Origin of the sequence: Nocardia sp. CY15 (assembly GCF_009829295.1) — a bacterium.
GTDB classification, from domain to species: Bacteria; Actinomycetota; Actinomycetes; order Mycobacteriales; family Mycobacteriaceae; genus Nocardia; species Nocardia sputi.
On sequence record NZ_VUOT01000024.1, the window covers coordinates 1 to 24817 of the forward strand.

The window sequence follows — 24817 nt, forward strand, 5'->3', positions numbered from 1 at the left end:
GCCGAAATCCGGGTCACGCGACGCACGACCGGCCGAGCGGGTGCTTCGACCTCACGACGCACCGAGCCACACAACGCAGCAGCGAGAAGACTCTACTGAGTTGACATCCGTTAGGAACTCAACGGCGGGGCGAAATACCAGGTCGAATGGCAGGACTACGACACCGGCGCGCCGATCACCGCGCAAATGGTGGCCGAGAAGATCGACATCGGTTCTATGGGCGATTACCCCCTGCTGATCAACGGCTCCCGCACCCAGGCCAACGAGCGGGCGCGCACCGCACTGGTGTCGGTCACCGGGTACAACCCCAAAGGCGCGCTGAACATGGTCGTGGTGCCGAACGACTCGGCGGCCACCACCATCACCGACCTGGCCGGGCAGAAGATCTCGGCCAGCGTCGGCTCGGCCGGACACGGCACTCTGGTGCAGGCGCTGTCGCGGGCCGGAATCGATCCGGCCAAGGGCGTGGAGGTGCTCAACCAGCAGCCGCAGGTCGGCGCGACCGCGCTGGAATCGCGCCAGGTGGGCGCGCTGTCGCAGTTCGTCGCATGGCCCGGCCTGGTCGTCTTCCAGAACAAGGCCAAACTGCTCTACGACGGCGCCGAACTCGGCGTGCCGACCTTCCACGGCGTGGTGGCCCGGCGCTCCTACGCCGCCGATCACCCGGAAGTGCTCCAGGCGTTCCTCGCCGCGCAACTGGACGCCACCCAGTTCCTGCGGGAGAAGCCGTTCGAAGCCGCGAAGATCGTCGCCGACGGCTCCGGTCTGCCTCACGAGGTGGTGTATCTCTACAACGGTCCCGGCGGAACGAGTTTCGACACCACGCTCGAGCCGAGCCTGATCGCGGCGCTCAAAGGCGATGTGGCCTACCTGAAGTCGATCGGAGATTTCGCCGACCTGGACATCGACCGGTTCGTCGACGACGCGCCGCTGCGCAAAGCGTTCGCCGACGCCGGACGCGACTACGACCGGGAATCGACCGACACCGCCAACCCGACGCGGGTCACCGGCAGCGATCCCGTCTGCGGCATCGCGGCCGAGAATCCCGCACTGGCAGGTGAACTGTGGCTGGACGGGGAACCGAAACCCCAACCGGCCGCCGACCCGACCTGCCTGCTGCGCGCGATCCAGGCCGCGAAGGCGCAGGGCAAAACGATCCGCGCCGCCTACATCCCGGACACCGAACTCGGCACGCGCTGGTTCGCCGACAAGTCGATCTGGTTGCGCGACGGCGCCCGCTACCTGCCCTTCACCACCGCCGCCGCCGCGCAGCGCTACCGGCAGGCGCATCCGTCCGCCGCACCGGTCACCTACGACCAGGCCGTCACGGAAGTACGCGGATGACCAGCGAACTCGCCGTCCCAGCGGTGCGGGCGGGCGCGGCGGAGACCGCCGCGACCCGCCCGGACACCGCCCCCGCACCGCGCTCGGCATGGCGCTCCCGGCTGCTGCGGGTCGCCTCGGTCGCCGTCGCGGTGGGTCTGTGGCAACTGCTCACGGTCACCAACGTGCGGGCGGGCCTGCGCTTCGACACCCTGCCCACCGTCACCGAGATCGTCGCCGAATTCGGCACGCAACTGCGCGCCGAACAGTACTACCTGGATATCGCCCAATCGCTGCTGCGGATCGTCACCGGATTCGGACTGGCCGCGGTGGTCGGCGTGATCGCGGGCATCGGCCTGGGCCGGTCGCGGCTGTTCGCCGACACCATCGGCCCGCTGGCCGAACTGATCCGGCCGATCCCGGCCATCGCCCTTGTCCCGGTAGCGATCCTGCTGTTCCCCAGCGACGAGTCGGGCATCGTGTTCATCACCTTCACCGCGTCGCTGTTCCCGGTGCTGGTCAGCACCCGGCACGCGGTGCGCGCCCTGCCCACGATCTGGGAGGACGCGGTCCGCACGCTCGGCGCGTCCCGGCTGGACGTGCTGGCGCGGGTGGTGTCCCCCGGCATCCTGCCCGGTGTCTTCAGTGGACTGTCGGTCGGCGTCGGCGTGGCATGGATCTGCCTCATCTCCGCGGAGATGATCTCCGGACGCCTCGGCGTCGGCTACCGCACTTGGCAGGCCTACACCATCGTGGACTATCCGGCGGTGTTCGTCGGCATGATCACCATCGGCGTCCTCGGTTTCGCGACATCGGGGCTGGTCGAGCTGGCCGGCCGCCGTATCACCCGCTGGCTGCCCAGAGAGGTCGAAGCATGACCACAGTGATCGACGCCCCGGCCTCGACCGGAATGCGCCTGACCCTCACCGGTGTCCGGATCGCCTACGGCGGCGAACCGGTGCTCCACGGACTCGACTTGTCGATCGCGCCGGGGGAAATTCTGGTCGTGGTCGGCAAATCCGGCTGCGGCAAGTCGACCCTGCTACGCGCGGTCGCCGGGCTGCGCACCCCGGAAGGCGGTGCCATCCTCGCCGACGGCGCCCCCGTTACCGGCCCCGCCGCCGACCGCGCCTTGGTGTTCCAGGACGACGCGTTGCTGCCGTGGCGCACCGTGCGACAGAACATCGAACTCGCGCTGCGCCTGCGCGGCACGCCCCGCGCCCAGCGGCGAGCCGCCGCCCTGCACTGGGTGGACGAGGTCGGGCTCACCGGATACGCCGACTATCTGCCCCGCGACCTGTCCGGCGGCATGCGCCAGCGCGTTCAGCTGGCGCGCAGCCTGGCCGCCGCGCCGCGCGCCGTGCTGATGGACGAGCCCTTCGGCGCGCTGGACACTCAGACCAGAGAAACCATGCAGCGCCTGCTGATCCAGACCTGGCGCGCCCACCCCACCACCATCGTCTTCGTCACCCACGATCTCGACGAGGCCCTGCTGCTCGGCGACCGCATCGCCGTGCTCGGCGGCGGCACCCTGCGGGCGGTGGTACCGGTGCCCAGCCCGCGGGAAGCGATCGACCGGGCCGCGACGAAGGCCGAGATCCTGGAGAAGCTGTGAACATTCCGCAACTGTCCGAACGCATCCGGATGGACTGCGACGTGCTCGTGATCGGCGGCGGCACGGCGGGCACCATGGCCGCGCTCACCGCCGCCGAGCAGGGCGCGAACGTGCTGCTGCTGGAGAAGGCGCACGTGCGGCACTCCGGTGCGCTTGCCATGGGCATGGACGGCGTGAACAACGCCGTGATCCCGGGCAAGGCCGAACCGGAGGACTACGTTGCCGAGATCACCAGGGCCAACGACGGAATCGTGAACCAGCGCACCGTGTACCAGACCGCGACGCGCGGCTTCGCCATGGTGCAGCGGCTCGAGCGCTACGGCGTGAAGTTCGAGAAGGACGAGTACGGCGAGTACGCGGTGCGCCGCGTCCACCGCTCCGGCTCCTACGTGCTGCCGATGCCCGAGGGCAAGGACGTCAAGAAGGCGCTGTATCGGGTACTGCGCCAGCGCAAGATGCGCGAGAGGATCCGCATCGAGAACCGGCTCATGCCGGTGCGCGTTCTCACCGACAACGGACGCGCCGTGGGCGCCGCCGCACTGCACACCCGCACCGGCGAATTCGTCGCCGTCGGCGCGAAGGCGGTCATCCTGGCCACCGGACCGTGCGGCAGGCTCGGACTGCCCGCGAGCGGGTACCTGTACGGCACCTACGAGAACCCGACCAACGCCGGGGACGGCTACGCGATGGCCTATCACGCGGGCGCCGAACTCAGCGGCATCGAATGCTTTCAGATCAACCCGCTGATCAAGGACTACAACGGCCCCGCCTGCGCCTACGTCGCCAACCCCTTCGGCGGCTACCAGGTCAACGCCGACGGCGAGCGCTTCGTCGACTCCGACTATTGGTCCGGCCAGATGATGGCCGAGGTCAAGCGCGAGATCGAGTCCGCGCGCGGCCCCATCTATCTCAAGGTGTCGCACCTACCCGACGAGACGCTCAGCACGCTCGAGGGCATCCTGCACACCACCGAGCGGCCGACCCGCGGCACCTTCCACGCCAACCGCGGCCACGACTACCGCACCCACGACATCGAGATGCACATCTCCGAGATCGGCCTGTGCGGTGGACACTCCGCCTCCGGCGTGTGGGTCGACGAGCACGCCCGCACCACGGTGCCCGGCTTGTACGCCGCGGGCGATCTGGCGTGCGTGCCGCACAACTATATGATCGGCGCCTTCGTCTTCGGCGATCTCGCCGGTGCGCATGCCGCGTCCACCCTGGAGGACCTCGCCGCGCCCGCCGAGCTGCCCGAAGATCAGCTGGCCGCGGCGCACGAGCTGATCTACCGGCCGCTGCGCCACCCGGACGGGCCGCCGCAGCCGCAGGTCGAATACAAGCTGCGCCGATTCGTGAACGACTATGTGGCGCCGCCCAAGACGGCCACCAAGCTGGCCATCGCGGTGGAGACCTTCGACCGGATGCGCGAAGAGGTCGAGGGCATCGGCGCGCGCACCCCGCACGAGCTGATGCGCGCGGTGGAGGTGTCGTTCATCCGCGACTGCGCCGAAATGGCCGCCCGCAGCTCACTGACCAGAACCGAATCCCGTTGGGGCCTCTACCACGAGCGCGCCGACCTACCCGAACGCGATGACGTCGAATGGCGATACCACCTGAACCTGCGCAAGAACCCCGACGGAACCATGGCGTTCCTGAAGCGGCCGGTGGCGCCGTATCTGGTTCCGGTTCCCGGGCTCGACGACCTGCCCTCGGCCGATGCCGACGCCGTCACGGTGCACCAACCGCACCTGATCGCAGGCCGTGCGCCGCACACCGCCGCCGTTGAGCAGGATCGCGCCGGATCCGGCACTTCGGCGCAGCCCGCCACTCCCCCGTCGCCGAGAATCGTCGAGCTGCTCGCGCTCGACGAACCCACCGTGGCGCATCTGTCGTCCTATCTGACGGATCCGGACGCGGGCGTTCGGGCCGCGGCGATCTCGGTGCTGACCGAGCACACACCGGAGGGCTTCGCGACCGCCTTGGCCGACGCCCTGGATGACGAGGCGGCCTCGGTGCGGCGCGTCGCCGCGGCAGGCCTGCGTGAACTCGTGGAGGTCCTGCCCTCGGCGGCCGGGCTCGCCGACCGGCTCGATTCGAGTGATCCCGTCGTGCGGGCCACCGTGATCGACCTGTTGCGCGCGCTGCGGGCGGGCGATGCCGCGCGGTATCGCGCGGCCCTGGCCGACGTGGATCATCGCGTCCGCATCGAGGCGGTCCGCGCGCTGGTCTCGCTGAACGATCGCACCGGAGTGGCCACGCTCGCCGCGGACGACAACCGGGAAGTGCGGATCGCGGTCGCCCACGGCCTTGCCGCCATCGGCGACGGCGGAACAGAGGTGATCCGCCGTCTCGCCGCCGACCCGGATCCGCTGGTGCGCGCCGCGGCTCTGACCGCGTTCGCACAGCTGGGCGCCGAGCCAACCGACGTCACGGCGCTGGAGACCGCGGTTGGCCACTCGGCCTGGCAGATCCGGGTGGGCGCGGCGCGCGGGCTCGCCGGCGCCGACCCGGATCTCGCGGTGGCTGTCCTGGCCGCGGCCCTGCACGATCCGCATCTCGACGTCCGCAAGGCGGCGGTGCTGTCGCTGTCGGCGTGGCCGGACCTACCGGCAGCGCACGACGCGCTGCGCACCGCGATCGATGACACCGACGCCGATGTGCGCGCGTATGCCCGGCGGGCGCTGGCGACCCAGCCCACGGCCTAGCGCGACGTGGTTGCCGCAGCTCGAATCGCTGATTAGATTAGCGGCTCGACCGTTGCCGACTCGCTAGCCGGGTTATAGCCGGGCGGCGGCGGCGGGACGGCCGGCGACGAGTGCGTCGCCGTCTTCCTCATCAGCGACGGGAGTGTGGCGTTGACCGTGCCGAACTGGCTGGATCTCGCCGTGCTCGGCATCCTCGTGGCCGCCGCGGTGCTGGGCTGGCGCCGCGGCGCGATCGTGGGGCTGCCCGGTTTCGCCGGCGCCTTGGCCGGAGCCATCCTCGGTGCGGCGCTCTCGGCGACGGCCCTCGGCCAGCTGGCTCCGGGCGCCGTGCGGCTATTGCTGGTGCTGACGGTGATCGTCGGATTGGTCGCCTTCGGCGCGGTCGCCGGGCACCGGGCCGGATGCGCCGCGCGCGCGGGGGTCTCCGCTCCCGTCGCACGACGCGCGGACGCTCTCTTCGGATGCCTCACCCATGCGCTCGCGGTCCCCCTGGTGGTGTGGTTGTTCACCGCGCCAATGGAATCCGCCGCCTTGGTGCGTCATTCGGCGACGGTGCGGACCGTCGACAGCGTGGCGCCGTTCTGGCTGACCGGCTTGTCCGAGGTGCTCACCGGCCCGATCAGGGACGCCGGGCTCGCCCGCCCGCTCGCGCCGGTCGATCCCCGCATCGTCGAGGGACCGATGCCCGCCGAACTGCGGCCCAGTGTCCTTCGTATCCAAGACCTGGCACCGACCTGCGGAATACGCCAATCCGGTTCCGGATTCGTCATCGCCGCGGAACGAGTGCTGACCAACGCTCACGTCGTCGCCGGAGCCGGCAAAGTGTCCGTCGACGCGGCGACGGGACCGCTCCCCGCGACGGTCGTGCAGTTCGATCCGATCATGGACATCGCGGTGCTCGCCGTCCCCGGCCTCGGCGCACCAGCCCTGACCGTCGCGCCCGAACCCGCCGGGCCCGGGGCCGACGCGATCGCGCTCGGCTATCCCAGGGGCGGGTCCTACACCGCGTCCGCCACCCGGGTGCGCAGCCGGGCCGCGCGCCAGGTGCGCGACATCTACCGCACCGGTCTGGGAGAACGCGAGATCTACACCCTGGACGGTTCGATCCAGCACGGCAATTCGGGCGGGCCGCTGGTCGACCGCGACGGGCGCGTGCTGGGCATCGTGTTCGGTGTCGACGAGAACGACAGCAACGTCGGGTTCGCCACGAGCCTGCCGGAGGTCCTCGATCGACTCGACCACGCATGGCGATCCGACCGGCCCGTCGACACCGGCCCCTGCGCCTCCTGACCCGCGTCAGGAAGCGTCGGCGACGATCACCACACCGCTCGACGCGTCGAGCAGCGGAATCGTCCGCTCCGCGGCGTCGTCGACGTGCACGCGCGGGTGCGGGGGCAGTTCGGTCTCGAAATAGGTGCCCGGCCCGTAGAACTGGCCGTACTTCACCACCACACCGTCGAAGTCCAGCACGGCCGCTTCGTGCTCCTGGATCACCGCACCCCGGCCCGCGGGCGGCTCCCACGCGATGCTCTGCGCGAGAAAGCGTTTGGCCCCCGCTGCCCGCGCGGCGGCGATCAAGTTCCGGGTGCCCTCGGTGCGGATGCGCGCGTTCGCCTCGGCCCGCTCCGGCAGCAATGCCGCGTCGTCCGGCAGATCCGTGAGCTGATGCATCACCATGTCGGCTCCGAACCCGGCCACCGCGGCGATCACAGCTTCCACGTCGTAGACATCGCACACCACCGGCTCGGCGCCCGCCGCCCGCACCTGGTCGGCCTTCGCCGCCGACCGGGTAATCCCCGCCACCTCGTGCCCCGCCTCGATCAGCAGCGGAAGCAAGCGGACACCGATCACGCCGGTCGCACCGGCCAGGAAGATGCGCACGGTGTCATTTTGCCGCGCCTGCGCCGTGGCGTGTTCGCGGGCCCTGACTCCGGCAAGGCCGAGTAGCGCGGCGCGATAGCTCAACGGCAGCTCACCCAAGCGGTGACCGCATCGTCGTTCACGGTGTATCCGATCCCGCGGGCGGTGAGCATGCGCAGCACCGCCGTGTTGTCCGCTGTGGTGCTCACGAAGATTCGCGAGTAGCCCTCGACGGTCGCGCGCTGGATCAATGCGGTGAGCACCGCCGTTCCGACGCCCGATCCCCGGCGGGAGCGGCCGATCCATACGCCCGCCTCCGCTGCACCCTTCGCGGTGGGGAGCGGACACAGGCGCGCAGCCCCGACCACCTCACCGTCCGCGCATACGCAATAGGTCGATTCGACCGGCGGACTCGCCAGCGCCCGGCTTCGATGGAACTTCCGGAAGCTCGCCTCCCGGTCGGCATTCCAGCTCGTATCGGGTCCTTCGACCGGCATCACTTCGCCTGGCTCCGCGTCCGCCACCGCGGTGCGCAGCAGATCGGTCAGCAGGTCTTCATGGAGCGGTTCGAGGGTGACATGACCGGGCACGACCCGATCCTGTCATCGGGCCCGCCCGCACGCGACCGGTTTTCCGCCCGCTCAGACCGGGGTGATCGGCAGTCGCAGTGCGCCGGGCGCGGCGACCGGCACCACGGGGTTCTTCGGTTCGATCGGCGCGAGTCGGCGGTAGGCGTCCCCGAGGGGCGGGCGCGGGTCGTCCTCGCCCTTGTTCGGCCACAACGACATGGCGCGTTCGGCTTGGGCGGTGATGGTCAGGGAGGGATTCACGCCCAGGTTCGCCGAAATGGTCGAGCCGTCGGTGATGTGCAGGCCGGGGTGACCGTAGACGCGGTGATACGGGTCCACGACGCCGGTCTCGGCCGAGTCGCCGATGGCGCAGCCGCCGATGAAGTGACCCGTGATCGGGATGTTCACCAGCTCCGTCCAGGCCCCCTGCGGAAGGCCGCCGATCTTCTCGGCGATCCGCCTGGTGACCTCGTGGCCTTCCGGAATCCAGGTCGGCGGCGCGACGCCCTCCCCCGGCTTGGTCGTCATTCGCCTGCCGAACAAGCCGCGCTTGGTGTAGGTCACGATCGAGTTGTCGACGTTCTGCATGACGAGCACGCCGATCATGCGTTCTGACCAGCGTCGCGGACTATGCAGCCGAATAAGATGGCGGCGTTGCGCGATCAGTTCCTTCACTCCCAGCAACCAGCGCGCCCTGCCTTCCTGAGCGTCCACCAGCACGGTGGTCAGCAAACTCATCGCGTTGCTGTCCTTGCCGTAGCGGACCGGCTCGATGTGGGTGTGATCATTGGGGTGGATCGATGAGGTGATCGCGACACCTTTGGTGAAGTCGGCGTCCCTGCGCAGAGAGCGCGCGCCGAGCACCGCTTCGGAGTTGGTGCGGGCAAGATGCCCCAGCCGCGGCGAGACATGCGGCAGGCTGCCGCTGTCACGCAGCCGGTGCAGCAGTTTTTGGGTGCCCAGCGCGGCCGCCGCGAAGATCACCTGGTCCGCGGTGAACGTCTGCTTCGCCTTGCGGACCCATCGCCCGGTGCGCACCGTCCGTACTTCGTAGCCGCCCGCAGGCCGCGGCCGCACGTCCGTCGCCGTCGTCAACGGGTGCACTGTGGCCCCGGCCTTTTCGGCCAGATAGAGGTAATTCTTCACCAGCGTGTTCTTCGCGCCGTGCCGGCAACCGGTCATGCACTCGCCGCAGTGCGTGCAGGTCGAGCGCGCCGGTCCGGCTCCGCCGAAATACGGGTCTGCGATCTGCTGGCCGGGGCGGGAATCGTTGTCGGCGAACAACACTCCCACCGGCGTGCGGCGGTAGGTATGGCCGATGCCCATGTCCTGCGCCACCGAACGCAGAATCCGGTCGGTCGGAGTGGTCGCCGGATTCTGCGTGACGCCGAGCATTCGTTTGGCCTGGTCGTAGCACGGCGCCAGCTCGGAGCGCCAATCGGTGATGTGCGCCCACTGCTTGTCGCGGTAGAACTTCTCCGGCGGCTCGTACAGCGTGTTGGCGTACACCAGCGACCCGCCCCCGACCCCTGTCCCGCTCATGACGAAAGTGTCGTTGAGCAGCGTCATCCGCTGGATGCCGTAGCAGCCGAATTTCGGCGCCCACAGGTACTCGCGCAGATGCCAGGAGTTCTTCGCGTACTCGTCGTCGGCGAATCGGCGACCGGCCTCCAGCACGCCGACCCGGTATCCCTTCTCGGTCAACCGCAGGGCGGCAACGCTGCCGCCGAAGCCGGACCCGATGACGAGCACGTCGTAGTGGCTGTCCATGCGCTCGAGCCTATGGCGGCGAACGCGCAGGCCGGAGGAGAGATACGGACGCGATATCGAGATTTCCGGCCATACTCGCAACCGGTCTGCACCGCAGCCAGCCGCGCGGATCGGCTGCTCATTGTTGGTCGGATGCCGGCCTCTCGTCGACGTCGGCTTGCCGGTCCGCTGCCGCGACCACAGCGTGAGCGACGTGGGTGGTGCGGCCTGCGTGGGCTTCGGTGCGCATGCGTTCGGACATATGGGGATAGTGCAGTTCGAAGGCCGGGCGTTCGGAGCGGATGCGCGGCAGTTCGTAGAAGTTGTGCCGCGGTGGTGGTGAGGTGGTCGCCCATTCCAGGGAGTTGCCTTGGCCCCACGGATCATCGACGGTCACGACCTCGCCGTATCGCCAGCTCTTGAACACGTTCCACACGAAGGTGAGCATGGAGACGCCGAGCAGGAAAGAGCCGATCGTGGACACGGCATTGAGCGCGGTGAATCCGTCGTCGGGTAGGTAGTCCGCGTAGCGGCGAGGCATTCCCATGCTGCCGAGCCAGTGCTGGATCAGGAACGTCAGGTGGAATCCGATCAGGGTGGTCCAGAAATGGATTCTGCCGAGCCGCTCGTCGAGGAAGCGGCCGGTGAGTTTGGGGAACCAGAAGTAGATGCCCGCGAAGGTGGCGAACACGATGGTGCCGAACAACACGTAGTGGAAGTGGGCGACGACGAAATAGGTGTCGTGCACGTGGAAATCCAGCGGCGGGCTGGCCAGGATGACGCCGGACAGGCCGCCGAGCAGGAATGTTACGATGAACCCGACCGAGAACAGCATCGGTGTCTCGAAGGTCAACTGGCCCCGCCACATGGTGCCGATCCAGTTGAAGAATTTCACCCCGGTCGGTACGGCGATCAAGAAGGTCATCAGCGAGAAGTACGGCAACAGGACCGCGCCGGTGGCGTACATGTGGTGCGCCCACACCGCCACCGACAAAGCGCCGATGGCCAGGGTGGCGTAGACCAGGGCGGTGTAGCCGAAGATGGGTTTGCGGCTGAACACCGGAATCACCTCGGTGACGATGCCGAAGAACGGCAACGCGATGATGTACACCTCGGGATGCCCGAAGAACCAGAACAGGTGCTGCCACAGGATCGTGCCCCCGGTGCCCGGATCGTAGATGTGACCACCCAGATGCCGGTCATAGGCCAGCGCCATCAGCGCCGCGGTGAGGATCGGGAAGGCCAAGAGCACCAGGATGCTCGTAACCAGGATGTTCCAGGTGAAAATGGGCATCCGGAACATCGTCATCCCCGGCGCACGCAGGCAGATCACCGTGGTCGTCATGTTGACCGCGCCGAGGATGGTGCCGAGACCGGAGACGGCGAGACCCATGATCCACAGATCCGCGCCCACTCCCGGCGCGTGCTCGGACAAGCTGAGCGGGGTATAAGCGGTCCACCCGAAATCAGCCGCGCCGCCCGGAGTGATAAAACCCGCGGTGGCCATGCTAGCCCCGAACAGATACAGCCAGTAGCTGAACGCGTTCAGCCGGGGGAACGCCACGTCCGGAGCGCCGATCTGCAACGGCAGAATGGCGTTGGCGAAACCGAAGACGACCGGTGTCGCGTAGAACAGCAGCATGATGGTGCCGTGCATGGTGAACAGCTGATTGTATTGTTCGGGCGAGAGGAATTGCAGTCCGGGCGCGGCGAGTTCTCCGCGCATCAGCAGCGCCATCAAGCCGCCGATCAGAAAGAACCCGGTCGCCGAGGTGAGATACAGGATTCCGAGCACTTTGGGGTCGGTGGTGGTGACCATTTTCCACAGGAACGAGCCTTTCGGCCCGACTCGCGCGGGGTACGGCCGCGTCGCCTCGACAGGTGGAATTTCACGCGCCATCGCAGCCATCGTGCACCTTCTTCCTGGTCGGACGCGCTCGCCGTACCCGGGAATCGAGGCTCTAAACCCGGGTGAAAGGCGAGGCTCGCCCGCTCGGTGTTCTCTCGATGACCGTTCCCGATCGGTGGCCATGGCGCGTACCGACCCACAGGCGAGGCTGCGGCCCGGCGAACGGTTTCGTGGTCAGGTGTGCGCGGGCAGAAGTTCGGCGACGAGTTCCTCGACGAGAGTCTTGATCTCATCCCGAATCGGGCGCACCGACTCGACACCCTTGCCCGCGGGGTCCTCGAGCACCCAATCCCGGTAGCTCACCCCTGGAAATACCGGGCAGGTGTCGCCGCAGCCCATCGTGATGACGACATCGGAGGCTTCCACGGCGTCGAAAGTGAGAATCTTGGGCGATCGGTCGGAGATATCGATGCCGATCTCGCGCATGGCCTCGACCGCGGCCGGATTAATGGATTCGGCGGGTGCACTACCTGCTGAGCGAACTTCGATCTCGTCTCCGGCGAGGTGGGCGAGGAAGCCTGCGGCCATCTGGGAGCGGCCGGCGTTATGGACGCAGACGAACAGAACAGTGGGCTTGGATGCCATGAATCAATGGCCTTTCAGCTGGTGGAGATGTCGGATACGGTCGGCACCAACAGCAGTGCGCGGGTCACGCTCATCGCTCGAGCACCTTTTCCTGCGTCGAGTCGGCAGGTGTGGGTGCGGCGGGTGTGGTGAGACGAAAGCGTGTGCGTAGTGCCAGGGAGACGTACACCAGCCCGACGAGGACGGGGACTTCGATCAGGGGTCCGACGACTCCGGCGAGGGCTTGGCCGGAGGTGGCGCCGTAGGTGGCGATGGCGACGGCGATGGCGAGTTCGAAGTTGTTGCCCGCCGCGGTGAACGCCAGTGTGGTGGTGCGTTCGTAGCCCAAGCCCATCACAGCGCCGAAGAGGTAGCCGCCGCCCCACATGATGGCGAAGTAGGCCAGCAGCGGGATCGCGATGCGCACGACGTCGAGGGGTTGGGAGGCGATTTGTTCGCCTTGCAGGGCGAACAGGATCACGATCGTGAACAGCAGCCCGTACAGCGCCCACGGCCCGATGCGGGGCAGCAGTGTGGATTCATACCAAGCGCGGCCTTTGGCGCGTTCGCCGTAGCGGCGGGTCAGGTAACCCGCCAGCAGGGGGATGCCAAGGAAGATCAGCACCGATTTCGCGATCTGCCACGGCGAGGTGTCGATCGTGGTCTGCTGCCACCCGAGCCAGCCGGGCAGCACCGACAGGTAGAACCAGCCCAGCACCGCGAACATCAGCACCTGGAACACCGAGTTCAACGCCACCAGCACGGCGGCGGCTTCGCGGTCGCCACAAGCCAGATCGTTCCAGATGACGACCATCGCGATGCAGCGCGCCAACCCGACGATGATCAACCCGGTGCGGTACTCCGGCAGGTCCGGCAGCAACAGCCATGCCAGAGCGAACATCAGCGCTGGACCCAGCACCCAATTCGACACCAGCGACCCGATCAGCAACTTGCGGTCGCCGGTGACGGTGTCGAGCCGGTCATAGCGCACCTTCGCCAAAACGGGGTACATCATGATCAGCAGCCCGATCGCGATCGGCAGCGAAATGCCATCGATCTCCACCGCGCTCAACCCATTCCCCAGGCCGGGGATCATCCGTCCCAGCAGCAGGCCCGCGGCCATCGCGACACCGATCCACACCGGCAGGAACCGATCCAGCGTCGACAGCTTCGCCACCACGGCATGGTCGCGTGTTGTGGTGGCGGCGCTCACGCGTGCACCCCCGCGGCGGCGCCGCTTTCGACCAGCAGCACATCCGACAACCGTTGCAGCGCCTCGGGGATCACCCGGTAATAGACCCAGGAGGCGCGGCGCTCGCTGGCCAGCAGCCCGGCCTCGCGCAGCACCTTCAAATGATGTGAGATCGTCGGCTGCGTCAGGTCGATGCCCTCGGACAGATCGCACACGCACGCTTCCTGCCCTTCGCGCGAGGCGATCGCGCTCAGCAGCCGCAGCCGCACCGGGTCCGACAGCGCCTTGAACACCCCCGCCAGCTCGGCGGCGGTCTGCGCGGGCAACGGTTGGCGCACGATCGGCGCGGCCGTACACGCCTGTACGGGAACGATCGGAAGCTGCGACTTCGACATGGACCTATATTGACCGATATCAATACTGGATCGCAAGCGAACAGTGGGCGAACAGAGTGCACGGACTGTTCTGTTCGGGTTGCATCCGGTACCCAGGTACAGGCTTACCGTGAGGTCATGACGATGATCACGCCTTCTCCCTGCGATCGGGTGCCGGACTCCTGCACCCTGCCCACCGCCGAGCAACCGGTTCGGGTCGCGGAGTTCGACCGCTTCTTCGCCGAGTTCGCGCGGCGCGCGCGCCAGCCGACCCGCACACGGCTGGATCTGCTGCTGGACGCCGACGCCGAACCCACCGCCCGCGATCTTGCCGCCCGCGAGTCCGCCTGCTGTTCTTTCTTCGCCTTCACCTTCGACTCCACCATCGATGGGCTGGTGATGCGCATCGAGGTGCCCGGCAACCAGGTCGAGGTCCTCGACGCGCTCGCGGTGCGGGTCGATGCCGCGATCGGCGGGGACCGGCGTTGACCGGGTTGCGCACCAGCCGGCTTGCCGCGGCCGCCGGGGTGAATACCCAAACGCTGCGGTACTACGAGCGCCGTGGGCTGCTCGCCGAACCGGAGCGGTCACTGGGCGGACACCGGCTGTATCCGCAGGAAGCGCTGACGGTGTTGCGGGTGATCAAGGCCGCCCAGCGGCTCGGGTTCACCCTCGAAGAGATCGCCGAACTGCTCGACCTCACCCGGATCGGGCGCCGACGCGCCGACGCCGGGTTGCAAGCCCGCGCGACGGCGAAACTGGCGGAGATCGACGCGAAGCTCGCCGAGCTGACCGCGGTGCGCGACACCCTGCGCGCCGCGATCGCGGCCGGATGCGAGGACCTGATCGCGTGCAGTGAAAGCCCGCGCTGCCCAGTGCCCTTCACCGACGATCACAGCGACGTCACCGGATGCCACCGTGACTGTTGAATGAGCCACCGCGTCCCAGCGTTCACCGAGCGTTGACCTGGTCGCGCAACTCGACGACCGCGTCGATCGGATAACCGACCTCGCCGAGCACGGACGCGATCATCTCCTCGGCCTCCCGCAGCAGCGCATCCCCGCCAGCGTGGAACGCAACTCGACCGCGCGGCGATCGTGCGTGCGTCGAACACCTTCGACCAGGCCTCGCGACTGGAGGCGCTGGATCGCTGAAGTCGGCTTCATGCCAAGGTCTGCTCAGGAGCCGGTAACGTTCTCGATCGGCGAGGTGGCCAGGCGGTTCGGCGTGGCGGTGCCCGCGCTGCGGTGGTGGGAAAAGCAGGGCCTGCTGGTGCCTATTGCTCATGAGTCCGTGCGGCGGCGGTACGACGCGGCGGGCGTACGGCGGATCGCGTTGATCCATCTGTTGCAGCAGACAGCGCTGATGAGTCTTGATGAGATCCGCACGGTGCTGAGCGGCGAACACCACTCGGGAGGGTGGCGGCAGGTTGTCCGGGCGCGCCTGGCCGCCTGCGAGGAGCAGCAGCTTCGGTTGCAGGCGGCCCAGGCCTACCTGTCCCACACGTTGACATGCCAGCGCGATGACCCGATCGACGGATGCCCATACCTTGCCGAGGAGATCGACAGGTACCTGAAGTCTGTCGGCGACCGTTCCTGTGATCACGCACCGCGGACGCCGCGGCAGCCTGAGCGACGCTCCGAAGCACTGACCGAACTATCCATCGACGGGCGGAAGGGGCGCCCGTAGTCATCATGACCGGCCGGGGAGTCGAGCACCTGCTGCCACGGCACGATCGGCGTCGTAGCCGTAGAGCCAATCGAACCGGTTGAGGGTGAACCCGCGCATGACCACGTCGCGAGCCCGCTGCCTGATGCCGTCCGGCAACTGGAACAGATCACCGTTACGGATGGATCGTTGCTGGACGGTGGCGGTGCGGGCGTGCCGGGCTCGCTCATATCGACGAAGCGCGTCCGGCACGCCGGCCCTGCTCACCCCGTCGAGGCTGCGGCCCAGCACCCAGGCGTCCTCGATCGCTTGGGCCGCACCTTGGGCGAAGAAGGGCAGCATGGGGTGCGCGGCGTCGCCGAGCAGGGTTACCCGTCCCAGTCCGATCTTCTCGAGGGGTGGCCGGTCGAAAAGGGGCAGCCGAAGAGTCGTCGTCGCGGCCGCGAGGATCGTGTGCAGATCGGGATCCCAGCCCGCCATCGCGGCGGCGAATTCATCGACCGGGCCCTCGCGAGTCCAGGATTCGATGTCCGCGTCCGGGGCGGGCACCGCCGCGGCCAGGTTGAGCAGACTGCCCGCGGAGATCGGATAGCAGACAACATGTTTGCCCGGCCCGAGCCACATCCGCGTCATGGGCGGCTCGGCCAGGTGCGCGACGGAATCGACGGGGACCAGGACGCGCCAGGCGGCCTTCCCGGAGAAACGCGCTGCGCCGGAATGGAGGAGCCGGCGAAGCTCGGAGCCGAGACCGTCGGCGCCGATAACGACGTCCGCACGATGACCAGAGCCGTCGTCGAATCGGAGACTCACCCCGTCGTCGTCCTGGTCCACGCCGACACAGCGAAGGCCGGTACGAATGACTCCGCCAGGTAGGGCATCGACGAGCACTCGGTGCAGATCGGCGCGGTGCACTGTGTAGTACGGGGCACCATAGATCGCGGCAACATGACCACCGGCGTCTATTTCCTTGATGATCTTTCCCGAATTCCACCGGCGAATTTGCACGCGGGCCGGCTCGACGGCCACGGCGGCGAGCGCGTGGGACAACCCGAGGCGGTGCAGTAGCCGTGAGGCGTTCGGCCCGATCTGGATTCCAGCTCCCGCCTCGCCGAGTTCGCTGGACCGTTCGAAACACACCACCTCATGCCCGGCACGCCGCACCGCGAGCGCTGCACTGACACCACCTATGCCCCCTCCGACGATGGCCACCTTCAATGGCGAAGTCACGACGATCTACCTCTTTTCGACACGGTCGAGATCCGTACCGCGACTATGTCAGCTGAAGTCGACTTCAGGTCAAGGTCGATTGATCGCACTTGATTCCGGATCGCGGTTCGCAGGCCCATGCTGTGTCGATGAACCAAAGGGAGTCGCAGCCGATCTCGCCGAGCTCGATTCGCCTTCCGCTACCGGCTGATCGCCGCACACCCGTCGACCCAGACCACGTCGGCGTCGAGGACTCCGCCGTAACAGGCCTTCTCGTCGTCCGGGGGTTTGAATGCCAGCGATGTCGACCCAGCCCCTCGCCGCCCAACTCGTCGCCCCGTAGATTTCCTGCCCACACCGCGACCCACCACAAGTCGACGGCCACACTGAATTCTGACGCCGGTCGATGAGACCGAGTGCCCGGAGTTTACTGGTCCGGATCACGGGTAGCCCGTCGGCACCATGGCCGCACACGCGAGCAAGTGGAGGTAGCCCGATGACCGTCTCGAACCAGCACCTGGTTCCGGCACACCATCGCCGCAGCCAGACCCGCGGCGAGGTTCCGGATCACAGCCGCACGACCAGAAGCCATGCCGGGGAGGGGATCGAAGATGGCTACAACATCCCCGGGATTGTCCTGTGCGTGCTGGGGATCGTCGCTTCGGCCTTGACTCTGACCGCAGCCGGCTACGGATTCGCCGGGTGGGCCGTTGTCGGTGCCATCGCCGCTACGACGCTGGTCGGCTCAGGCATCGCGTGGATACTGCTGGAGCACCGGCGGGTCAAGGCCAAGGAAGGCCTCGCTCTCACTGATCAGCGGGGGCACTGATACCAAGCCGTCCTGATCCGCCGGGTCCTACGACAGCGCCTCTGCGTGCGGGCCCGGCCTGCGATGCGGAGTTCGACTGCCACCGGGATGGCAGCGAGGTCGGGCACCGTACGCGCTCGGCGACGGCGTGTCCGAGGGTCCGCTGTCACGGGGCGGGCGAGTAGGAGTTCGGCTGCCCAGCCGTGGCCAGATGCGAGAAACCTCACCCGATGAGTACGAACCACCCCATCACAGGCTATTGTCGATCAGGTGCGTGACTTGTCACGCCAAGCGTCGTAGATCGCATTCGCTTCGCAACCAGCGCTTGCCGCATCCGCTCTTATTACGGCGATCGATTTTGCCCATCGGCAATCTCGCCATTTCGTGCCCCCGGCGCGGACCCGCAAGGTCCGCAGACGGCCCGGGCACCACCTGATGCCCGAAAGGCACCGCAACACATATGAGTTCTGCTGACATCTCTTTTGCCGCGCTCGGCGTGAGCGCACCGCTGGTGAAGGCGTTGACTCGCGCCCAGATCACCGAACCTTTTCCGATCCAGTCCGACACCCTGCCCGATTCGCTGGCCGGACGCGACGTGCTGGGCCGTGGCCGGACCGGCAGCGGCAAGACGCTCGCTTTCGCCATTCCGATGGTCAACCGTCTCGGCGGCGGTCTCGCCGGTAGACGCGCACCGAGCCGACCGACCGGCCTGGTGCTGGCGCCGACTCGGGAATTGGCCACCCAGATCGCGGCCGCGCTGGAACCCCTCGCCGCGGCCTATCGCATGACCGTCACCACGATTTTCGGTGGGGTCCCGCAGAACCGGCAGGTCCGGGCGCTGCGCGCCGGTGTCGACATTGTCGTCGCCTGCCCCGGCCGGCTCGAGGATCTGATGAACCAACGTCTGATCTCCCTGGATGCCGTCGAGGTCACCGTTATCGACGAGGCCGACCACATGGCCGACCTCGGGTTCCTGCCAGGTGTGACCCGCATTCTCGCAGCCACCCCGAAGGACGGTCAGCGCCTGCTGTTCTCGGCCACCCTGGACAACGGCGTCAACAAGCTGGTCAGCCGCTTCCTGCCGGATGCCAAGCTGCATTCCGTCGACGAGGCGAACTCCCCGGTCGCCGCCATGACCCATCATGTTTTCGAGACCGCGAGCGTCGAAGCCAAACGCGAGCTCGTGCACCGGCTCGCCTCGGGCTCGGGTCGGCGAATCCTGTTCATGCGCACCAAGCATCAGGCTCGCAAACTGGCCAAGCAGCTGACCCTCGCCGGAATCCCGGCCGTCGATCTGCACGGCAACCTCTCGCAGGGCGCCCGCGACCGCAACCTCGCGGTCTTCGCCGCCGGTGATGCCCTGGTGCTGGTGGCCACCGATGTGGCCGCGCGCGGCGTGCACGTCGACGGTGTCGAGCTGGTCGTGCACGTTGACCCGCCCGCGGAACACAAGGCCTACCTGCACCGTTCGGGCCGTACCGCGCGGGCGGGCAACTCCGGTGAAGTGATCACCCTGGTGCTGCCCGGCGAACGACGCGACCTGGCCGACCTCATGCGCAAGGCCAAGATCACGGTGACCCCGCAACGGGTCACCGCCGATTCGCCCGTGGTGGCCGAGCTCGTCGGCACGACTGCCCCATTCGTCGCGCCCTCCTACAGCGATCGGGCGGCACGTGAAGACGACCGCCGCAGCAGCGGCGGACCGTATCGCAGCAGTGGCGGACCGCGCCAAGGCAATGGCGGACCCCGCAGGAGCAGTGGCGGACCGCGCCAAGGCAGCGGCCGTCGCAACGGCAATGCGGCGCAAGGGCAGTCGCGCGCCAAGCCGCGCGCTCATTCCGCGCGCGGAACGGCCGCATAGGGCCCGCTTTTCGGTCGCTCCCCAGACAGGCCTATACCGAGATCGCCGAGGTGCTGAGCATCGCCAGCGGACTCCCGGACAGCGAATGCTGGTGAACGTGGCCGATGAAGCCGGACCGGCGGGCAACCCATCGGGTGCGAGGCATCGCACGCGCACCTGATGGGTTGCCGTGCGATTGCGTAGCCGCGAAATCTTGGCCGGCCGTCCGACTCGGCCGGTCGAGACCACGGCCGAGTGGGATCTTCGAGGGCTGCGGCGGAAGTAGGGCGGGCAGTGTCGGCTCGTCCCGTCCGACACGGCCCGCAGAGGGCGCGGCGTCACGCGTTGAGGGCGCGGGTCGGCTCGGCGGTGGCGATGTGACGGCGGCGGGACGGGAGCATCGAAGTCGGGTGCGAAATGCTCCAGGCCGCGCTCTTGCAGATGAACTCCTTGACTCGCGCGGCCGCCCTACCGGTGAGAGCCGAAGGCTTGGGCTGATCGTCGGGGGTGACCCACTGGACCACAGCGTCGCGGCGGCCGAGGCTGATGCACTGGGCGGTGTAGCCGATCGAATTGCGGGGGATCTTGCGACCGGTCAGACGTGCGGCGATGGCGTCGGCGGCGTGATAAGCCGAAGGGACACCCGAGGCGCAGGACATGCGCAGCGGATCGCCGTTCGCCCCGGGGGCGAGCGCGGCGTCGCCAACGGCGTAGACGTCGGGGTGCGACACCGACCGCATCGTGTCGTCGACGACGATCTGCCCCGTCGCCGACACCTGCAGGGTGGTGGCCGCGGCGATCGGGTGGACGGCGAAACCGGCTGTCCACACGGTGATTCGGGCCGGGATCGTGCGGCCGTCGGCGGTCTGGGCGCCCGTCCGCTCGACGCGGGCGATGTCGGTGTGCTCGTGCACAGTGATGCCGAGCCGGTCGAACGCTTTGCGCAGATGCTGTTGGGCCTTCTCGCTCAGCCAGTCGCCGAGGCCACCGCGAGCAGCGAGGGCGACCTCGAGGTCCGGCCGGGCTTCGGCGATTTCGGTGGCGGCCTCGATTCCGGTGAGACCACCACCGGCGACCAGCACGGTCGCACCCGCGCCCAGGCTCGCCAGCCGCTCGCGCAGCCGCAGTGCGGACTGCTTGCCGGCGATGTCGTAGGCGTGTTCGGCCACACCGGGCACGCCACAGTCGGCGGCGGCGCTGCCGAGGGCGTAGACGAGAGTGTCGTAGGCGATCGACCGCGAGCCATCGGCGGCGACGATGTCGACGGTCTTGCGGTCGGCATCGACCGCGGCCACCCGGGCCGACACCACCCGCACGCCGGTGTCCGCGAAGACGTCGGTCAGCACGCGGCTTTTCAGCTCCTGACCTGCGGCCAGCTGGTGCATACGGACGCGCTCGACGAACTCCGGGTCGGCGTTGACGAGGGTGATCTCGACATCCGCGGGGTGCAGCCGCTTGGCGAGGCGCCCGGCCGCGTTGGCTCCGGCGTATCCGGCGCCGAGAACGACGATGCGGTGTTTCATGGTCTCACTCCTGTCTGGATGGTGTTCGCTTCCTGAACCGGATAGCGGCGCGAAACCTGACAGAATTGGACTGTGATCTAGGTCACCACCCTTCCTGGAGGGGGTGAGCGTGCCGACCGGCCGCCTCGATCCGCGGTGGGCACCGAATATCACACCGCAGTCCGATTCCATGTAATACCAGAGGGTTACGGCTGACGAGAATCCGGCCGATAGCTTCGAGATATCGAAATCGGCGCCCCGCTCCGACATCGACCGGCCGGCATCGTCGACGGACGGAGATGGCGTCCCCGACTCAAGCTCTCAGGAAGATCTATGACGACACCTGCCTTGGTCCCCGAGTCATCTCCACGGTCACCGCAGCGCGGCGCCGACGGTGATTACGCCCGTCTGTTGCGCCGGATCTCCGCCGCGGGGCTGATGAACCGGCGTCCCGTCTACTACGCCGTCCGGCTGAGCCTCGTCGGCGTCGCGTTCGCAGCCGGGTGGGCGGCGTTCGTCCTCATCGGCGATTCGTGGTGGACGCTGCTGGTCGCGGGGTTCATGGCCGTGACGTTCGCTCAGATCGCACTCGTCATGCACGATGTCGCACACCGCCAAGTCTTCCGGCTACGGCAGCCGACGGAACTGGTGGGACGTCTCGTCGGCAACGCCGGCATCGGCCTCGGCTACGGCTGGTGGCAGGACAAGCACACCCGGCATCACGCCAACCCCAACCACGAGGAACTCGACCCCGATGTGGCACCCGACATTCTGCTCTGGTCACAACAGCAGGCACGGTCCAGCCGAGGTCTGCCTCGTCTCATCGGGAGGACGCAGGCGTTCCTGTTCTTCCCCCTGCTGTTGCTGGAAGGCCTGAACCTCCATGTGGCCGGCGTACGCGCCCTCAGAAATCGATCGGTCAAACACCGCGGAATGGAGGGCACACTGCTGTTCGGCCACTTCGCCGCGTACCTGGCCGCACTGTTCGCGGTTCTGCCCGCCGACAAAGCGTTCGCGTTCCTTGCCGTGCATCAAGGCCTCTTCGGCCTGTACATGGGTTGCATCTTCGCCCCGAACCACAAGGGCATGCCGACCTTGACCGGCGACGACCGTCCCGACTACCTCCGTCGCCAAGTGCTGACCTCCCGCAACGTGCGGGGTGGCGCGTTGACCGACGTCGCCCTCGGCGGGCTCAACTATCAGATCGAGCATCATTTGTTCCCGAGCATGCCGACGCCGAACCTGCGTCACGCTCAGGTGATCGTCCGCGACTACTGCACCGAGATCGGCGTGCCCTATCACGAAACCGGGCTGATCTCCTCTTACCGCGAGGCACTGAGACACCTCCACCACGTCGGCGCCCCCCTGCGCCCGGAGGCCGGAGTGCCACAACGCAATCGTTGACCGATCCACTGCTTGATTCGGTGGTGCCGGTGGCCGTGTCGCACGAGGATCGGGTGGTATGAGACCGGAGGTCGGTGCCGCTGTGGTGCGGTGTGTCGAGTGTGGTGGTTACGAGTACGCGGGTGCCCCGCAGTGCCATCGTTGCCTGCGGCTGGTCGACGATATCGTCGAGGAGGAGTGGCGGCGCTTCTTCCTCGACTGGCAGAGCGAACCCGCGCCCGAGGTCGCCCGGCTCGTCGCCGCCGAGCCCGACCGGCACGACTGGCGGGTCGTGGACGCCGCACTCGATCGGATCGTCTGCGACGAGTGCGGCAATCGGCTCGGTCGCGGACCGATGGACTGTGCGGAATGTAACCTTGCGCACGGATTTCGTTATGCCGCAATGGAGACCGATCGGCCGGGCGTCCCGCCGGGCAACGAGCACGCGATCCGCGTCAACGTCTCGGTCATCCGCCGACCCTGGGTGGCCTCGGCGCAAGAGCTGCTGGCTCGCAGACTCCTGCTGCCCGCCTTGCTGGTCGGCTTCCTACCGACCACCACGCAAGCCCAGCGAATCAGCACCCTGATCAAATCCGACCCCACCCCGGAGCGAGCCACCCGCGTAGTAGATGACTTCCTCCGGGACAACGGCCTGGAAATCCCCACTCGGTGAGCACGCACCCGACTGCCCCTCGGATCGAACCTCCGCGTTCGGCAGCACAGGGAGCAAGACGAGAAGCGGCAGCGATGTCGGTGCGCTGATGTCTGCGCGAGCAAGTCCGGTCTCGGTGAACGCTTCAGCCGGAGGTGACTGCGGCCCGGCGCGCATCGGCGGTCCCGTCTCCTGAAGGGCGGACACGAAACAGGTTGTCCCAGTGGTGATCCAACCGCTGTCTGGCCTCGTCCGGCGGCAGCACACCGAGTGCGGCGTGCTCGTGCTCGATGAGCAGTTCCCAGTCCCGGAGTCTGCGCAGGCCGTCGCGGATCTGGAAGTCGAAGCTCGTCCCCCACTGCCTGCGAAACCAGTCCTCCACGCGTTGATCGAGTTCGGCGGCGGTGAGCGGGCGGTCGGCCGTGCGCAGGAAATGGTAGGCGAGGACGGCTTCCTTCACCTCCGATTCCTCGGCGGCACCCAGCAGATGATGGAACACTCCCGCATCGTTGTCGAGATTGCTGAAGTAAAGGTGTTCCGACAGCGTCTTCATCAACTTGATCTTGCGGTTCTTGAACTTGGAGAACTGCCGAACCAGGTAACCGCCGAAAGCCGCCACCCCCGCGCCCAGGGTGACCAGCGTGGCCTGATCCAACGGCACGGACTCCTCGCGCAACCCGGCCCAAAACGCGAGCAACAGCACCAGCGGCCCCAACGAGGCAACGAGCTTCGTGACGACCACGACGATTCCGGAGACCACCGCGGGCACCCCGATCAGCAGCTTGTCCAGCGGCCGCATCCGCACCCGAACGCTCGGATACAGCATCTCGAGGTCGTTTCTCGGGACATTCTGGAACAGCTTCAGCAGCACACCGCCATTGGGGCGATCCACGACCGCCTCCGGACGCTCGGCGAAAGCGACGTACACCAGAACTTTGCCGTAGTTGGTGAATTCGATGCTGCGCCGCCGCAGACCGAACAACCACCTCACCTGTTCGGTGCGCTGCGACACCCCCCGTCGAAAGAACATCGCCGTCTCGATGTCCTCCTCGTCGATCTCCAACCGCACCTTCACCAGGGAGTGCTCGGCGAACGCGCGCTGAATCTCAGCGGCATCGATGCGCGTGAAATCCGCCGCCTCGGCCAGCGCGACCAGCTCCCGCTCCACCCGCACCCGCGCCGCCGCCCGATCCTCGGCTGTCGCGGCACGGATGGCCCGTTCATCCTCCGCGGGATCGACCAGCTGATACGCGTCGAGCACCTTTTCACCACGCACATGAAATTCGTAGTGCACCAAAGCCGCCAGCAGACGAGCGAACTCCGCGAACGACTCGCGTTCGGCATCAGGAAGTTCGTCGGTACACAGAGATATCACCGCGCTCTTGCGGAACGGCAGGAAGTGTTCGGCATCCATCGGCAACTCCTCTCGACGGACCAGCCCGTCGGCCATAACCCTAGGGGGAAACCGATATTCACCGCCGATCGTTGATCGATCCGGAGAGGTCGTGCGGCACGCAGCACGCAGCCACCGTCGATTCGATGCGGGAGGCCTTTGGCGACATCATGCGGCTCGTGCTCGCGACCGCGCCACAATGCCGAGGCAGGCAAGGGCAGGCAAGGTGGTGCGCGTCGCGACCCAGCGACACCAGGACGCCATCACCGCGCCGGTGTTCCGGTTGAGCATGGTCGGCGAGCTGCGGCCCGGTGCCACGGTTGAGGAAGCCGTGGACATCGTGTGGTTACTTCGGCTACACGGGCTCCTTCACGCTGGTCGACGACAACGGCTGAGACAACGCCACCGGCAGACCAAGGTCAGAAGCACATCACCACCGAACTTCGAAAAAGGCTCGGCTGAAGTGCACGCTCGAAGTGAAGCGCGGATCACCTCGTGCTGACGC

Annotated in this window: 21 protein-coding genes and 1 pseudogene; 12 read left to right on the forward strand and 10 right to left on the reverse strand. The window is 67.6% G+C overall.

Translation table 11 applies throughout. The features are described from left to right. Nucleotides 1-126: 126 nt before the first annotated feature. The 5 genes and pseudogenes from GVY39_RS23655 to GVY39_RS23675 form a co-directional block, all read left to right on the forward strand. Nucleotides 127-1344 (forward strand): annotated as a pseudogene (locus tag GVY39_RS23655) (ABC transporter substrate-binding protein); the annotation flags it as partial. Next, nucleotides 1341-2201, forward strand: coding sequence for an ABC transporter permease (locus tag GVY39_RS23660; protein ID WP_159928205.1), 861 nt, complete (start codon nucleotides 1341-1343; stop codon nucleotides 2199-2201). The pseudogene GVY39_RS23655 and the gene GVY39_RS23660, both read left to right, overlap by 4 nt. Next, a complete protein-coding gene (locus GVY39_RS23665) occupies nucleotides 2198-2938 on the forward strand; it encodes an ABC transporter ATP-binding protein (RefSeq protein WP_159928207.1) in 741 nt (246 codons plus the stop codon). Before GVY39_RS23660 ends, GVY39_RS23665 begins: the two co-directional genes overlap by 4 nt. Continuing rightward, entirely contained in the window at nucleotides 2935-5643 is a 2709-nt protein-coding gene (locus GVY39_RS23670) for a fumarate reductase/succinate dehydrogenase flavoprotein subunit (protein ID WP_159928209.1), read from the forward strand. The genes GVY39_RS23665 and GVY39_RS23670 overlap by 4 nt, the downstream gene beginning before the upstream one ends. A gap of 156 nt (nucleotides 5644-5799) precedes the next feature. Continuing rightward, complete coding sequence (locus GVY39_RS23675; RefSeq protein ID WP_236565635.1) at nucleotides 5800-6933, forward strand: MarP family serine protease; 1134 nt, start codon at nucleotides 5800-5802, stop codon at nucleotides 6931-6933. Nucleotides 6934-6939: 6 nt separating this feature from the next. Here GVY39_RS23675 and GVY39_RS23680 read toward each other — a convergent pair whose 3' ends face one another. The 7 genes from GVY39_RS23680 to GVY39_RS23710 all read right to left on the reverse strand — a co-directional run bounded on the left by GVY39_RS23680 (nucleotide 6940) and on the right by GVY39_RS23710 (nucleotide 13881). Then, nucleotides 6940-7623: an NAD-dependent epimerase/dehydratase family protein gene (locus tag GVY39_RS23680; protein ID WP_369412169.1), complete on the reverse strand. Its 684-nt coding sequence runs from the start codon at nucleotides 7621-7623 to the stop codon at nucleotides 6940-6942. Beyond that, nucleotides 7605-8093 carry a GNAT family N-acetyltransferase gene (locus GVY39_RS23685; RefSeq protein WP_159928213.1) on the reverse strand — a complete coding sequence of 163 codons (489 nt, stop codon included), beginning with the start codon at nucleotides 8091-8093 and terminating at the stop codon, nucleotides 7605-7607. The genes GVY39_RS23680 and GVY39_RS23685 overlap by 19 nt, the downstream gene beginning before the upstream one ends. Nucleotides 8094-8144: 51 nt before the next feature. Then, a complete protein-coding gene (locus tag GVY39_RS23690; RefSeq protein ID WP_159928215.1) occupies nucleotides 8145-9842 on the reverse strand; it encodes a GMC oxidoreductase in 1698 nt (565 codons plus the stop codon). A 118-nt stretch (nucleotides 9843-9960) separates the two neighbouring features. Then, nucleotides 9961-11721 (reverse strand): cytochrome c oxidase subunit I, encoded by a 1761-nt coding sequence (gene ctaD / locus GVY39_RS23695; protein ID WP_370523819.1) that lies wholly within the window; start codon nucleotides 11719-11721, stop codon nucleotides 9961-9963. Nucleotides 11722-11904: 183 nt separating this feature from the next. Further along, the gene (locus GVY39_RS23700) at nucleotides 11905-12315 is read right to left on the reverse strand and encodes an arsenate reductase ArsC (RefSeq protein WP_159928219.1); all 411 of its coding nucleotides are present in this window, start codon (nucleotides 12313-12315) and stop codon (nucleotides 11905-11907) included. Between the two features lie 70 nt (nucleotides 12316-12385). Next, nucleotides 12386-13507, reverse strand: a complete 1122-nt coding sequence (arsB, locus tag GVY39_RS23705; RefSeq protein ID WP_159928221.1) for an ACR3 family arsenite efflux transporter — start codon at nucleotides 13505-13507, stop codon at nucleotides 12386-12388. Beyond that, entirely contained in the window at nucleotides 13504-13881 is a 378-nt protein-coding gene (locus tag GVY39_RS23710) for a helix-turn-helix transcriptional regulator (RefSeq protein WP_159928223.1), read from the reverse strand. The genes arsB and GVY39_RS23710 overlap by 4 nt, the downstream gene beginning before the upstream one ends. A 117-nt stretch (nucleotides 13882-13998) precedes the next feature. Between GVY39_RS23710 and GVY39_RS23715 the strand changes: the two genes are divergently transcribed. From GVY39_RS23715 to GVY39_RS23725, 3 genes are all read left to right on the forward strand, one after another. Further along, nucleotides 13999-14349 (forward strand): hypothetical protein, encoded by a 351-nt coding sequence (locus tag GVY39_RS23715; RefSeq protein ID WP_236565626.1) that lies wholly within the window; start codon nucleotides 13999-14001, stop codon nucleotides 14347-14349. Next, complete coding sequence (locus tag GVY39_RS23720; RefSeq protein ID WP_159928225.1) at nucleotides 14346-14789, forward strand: MerR family transcriptional regulator; 444 nt, start codon at nucleotides 14346-14348, stop codon at nucleotides 14787-14789. The genes GVY39_RS23715 and GVY39_RS23720 overlap by 4 nt, the downstream gene beginning before the upstream one ends. A gap of 139 nt (nucleotides 14790-14928) precedes the next feature. After that, complete coding sequence (locus GVY39_RS23725) at nucleotides 14929-15549, forward strand: MerR family transcriptional regulator (RefSeq protein ID WP_159928227.1); 621 nt, start codon at nucleotides 14929-14931, stop codon at nucleotides 15547-15549. 3 nt (nucleotides 15550-15552) lie between these two features. Here GVY39_RS23725 and GVY39_RS23730 read toward each other — a convergent pair whose 3' ends face one another. Beyond that, a complete protein-coding gene (locus GVY39_RS23730; RefSeq protein ID WP_159928229.1) occupies nucleotides 15553-16755 on the reverse strand; it encodes an FAD-dependent monooxygenase in 1203 nt (400 codons plus the stop codon). A gap of 475 nt (nucleotides 16756-17230) precedes the next feature. On the opposite strand from GVY39_RS23730, the gene GVY39_RS23735 reads away from it, so the two are divergent. Both GVY39_RS23735 and GVY39_RS23740 read left to right on the forward strand, forming a co-directional pair. After that, on the forward strand, nucleotides 17231-17563 hold the full coding sequence (locus GVY39_RS23735; RefSeq protein WP_236565627.1) for a hypothetical protein: 333 nt from the start codon (nucleotides 17231-17233) through the stop codon (nucleotides 17561-17563). Between the two features lie 439 nt (nucleotides 17564-18002). Next, nucleotides 18003-19403: a DEAD/DEAH box helicase gene (locus tag GVY39_RS23740; protein ID WP_159928231.1), complete on the forward strand. Its 1401-nt coding sequence runs from the start codon at nucleotides 18003-18005 to the stop codon at nucleotides 19401-19403. Between the two features lie 317 nt (nucleotides 19404-19720). Here GVY39_RS23740 and GVY39_RS23745 read toward each other — a convergent pair whose 3' ends face one another. Further along, nucleotides 19721-20905, reverse strand: coding sequence for an NAD(P)/FAD-dependent oxidoreductase (locus GVY39_RS23745; RefSeq protein ID WP_159928233.1), 1185 nt, complete (start codon nucleotides 20903-20905; stop codon nucleotides 19721-19723). 312 nt (nucleotides 20906-21217) lie between these two features. Between GVY39_RS23745 and GVY39_RS23750 the strand changes: the two genes are divergently transcribed. Next, nucleotides 21218-22288 carry an acyl-CoA desaturase gene (locus GVY39_RS23750; RefSeq protein ID WP_159928235.1) on the forward strand — a complete coding sequence of 357 codons (1071 nt, stop codon included), beginning with the start codon at nucleotides 21218-21220 and terminating at the stop codon, nucleotides 22286-22288. 58 nt (nucleotides 22289-22346) lie between these two features. Next, nucleotides 22347-22940, forward strand: coding sequence for a hypothetical protein (locus tag GVY39_RS23755; RefSeq protein WP_159928237.1), 594 nt, complete (start codon nucleotides 22347-22349; stop codon nucleotides 22938-22940). Nucleotides 22941-23064: 124 nt separating this feature from the next. Here GVY39_RS23755 and GVY39_RS23760 read toward each other — a convergent pair whose 3' ends face one another. After that, entirely contained in the window at nucleotides 23065-24333 is a 1269-nt protein-coding gene (locus GVY39_RS23760) for a TMEM143 family protein (protein WP_159928239.1), read from the reverse strand. Nucleotides 24334-24817 lie beyond the last annotated feature (484 nt).

What these genes read in the sequence shown, in the direction of transcription:
- GVY39_RS23660 (WP_159928205.1), top strand. Translation starts at nt 1,341, where the DNA reads ATGACCAGCGAACTCGCCGTCCCAGCGGTGCGGGCGGGCGCGGCGGAG.
- GVY39_RS23665 (WP_159928207.1), top strand. Translation starts at nt 2,198, where the DNA reads ATGACCACAGTGATCGACGCCCCGGCCTCGACCGGAATGCGCCTGACC.
- GVY39_RS23690 (WP_159928215.1), bottom strand. Translation starts at nt 9,842, where the DNA reads ATGGACAGCCACTACGACGTGCTCGTCATCGGGTCCGGCTTCGGCGGC.
- ctaD (WP_370523819.1), bottom strand. Translation starts at nt 11,721, where the DNA reads ATGGCGCGTGAAATTCCACCTGTCGAGGCGACGCGGCCGTACCCCGCG.
- GVY39_RS23700 (WP_159928219.1), bottom strand. Translation starts at nt 12,315, where the DNA reads ATGGCATCCAAGCCCACTGTTCTGTTCGTCTGCGTCCATAACGCCGGC.
- GVY39_RS23710 (WP_159928223.1), bottom strand. Translation starts at nt 13,881, where the DNA reads ATGTCGAAGTCGCAGCTTCCGATCGTTCCCGTACAGGCGTGTACGGCC.
- GVY39_RS23715 (WP_236565626.1), top strand. Translation starts at nt 13,999, where the DNA reads ATGACGATGATCACGCCTTCTCCCTGCGATCGGGTGCCGGACTCCTGC.
- GVY39_RS23735 (WP_236565627.1), top strand. Translation starts at nt 17,231, where the DNA reads ATGACCGTCTCGAACCAGCACCTGGTTCCGGCACACCATCGCCGCAGC.
- GVY39_RS23740 (WP_159928231.1), top strand. Translation starts at nt 18,003, where the DNA reads ATGAGTTCTGCTGACATCTCTTTTGCCGCGCTCGGCGTGAGCGCACCG.
- GVY39_RS23745 (WP_159928233.1), bottom strand. Translation starts at nt 20,905, where the DNA reads ATGAAACACCGCATCGTCGTTCTCGGCGCCGGATACGCCGGAGCCAAC.
- GVY39_RS23750 (WP_159928235.1), top strand. Translation starts at nt 21,218, where the DNA reads ATGACGACACCTGCCTTGGTCCCCGAGTCATCTCCACGGTCACCGCAG.
- GVY39_RS23755 (WP_159928237.1), top strand. Translation starts at nt 22,347, where the DNA reads ATGAGACCGGAGGTCGGTGCCGCTGTGGTGCGGTGTGTCGAGTGTGGT.
- GVY39_RS23760 (WP_159928239.1), bottom strand. Translation starts at nt 24,333, where the DNA reads ATGGATGCCGAACACTTCCTGCCGTTCCGCAAGAGCGCGGTGATATCT.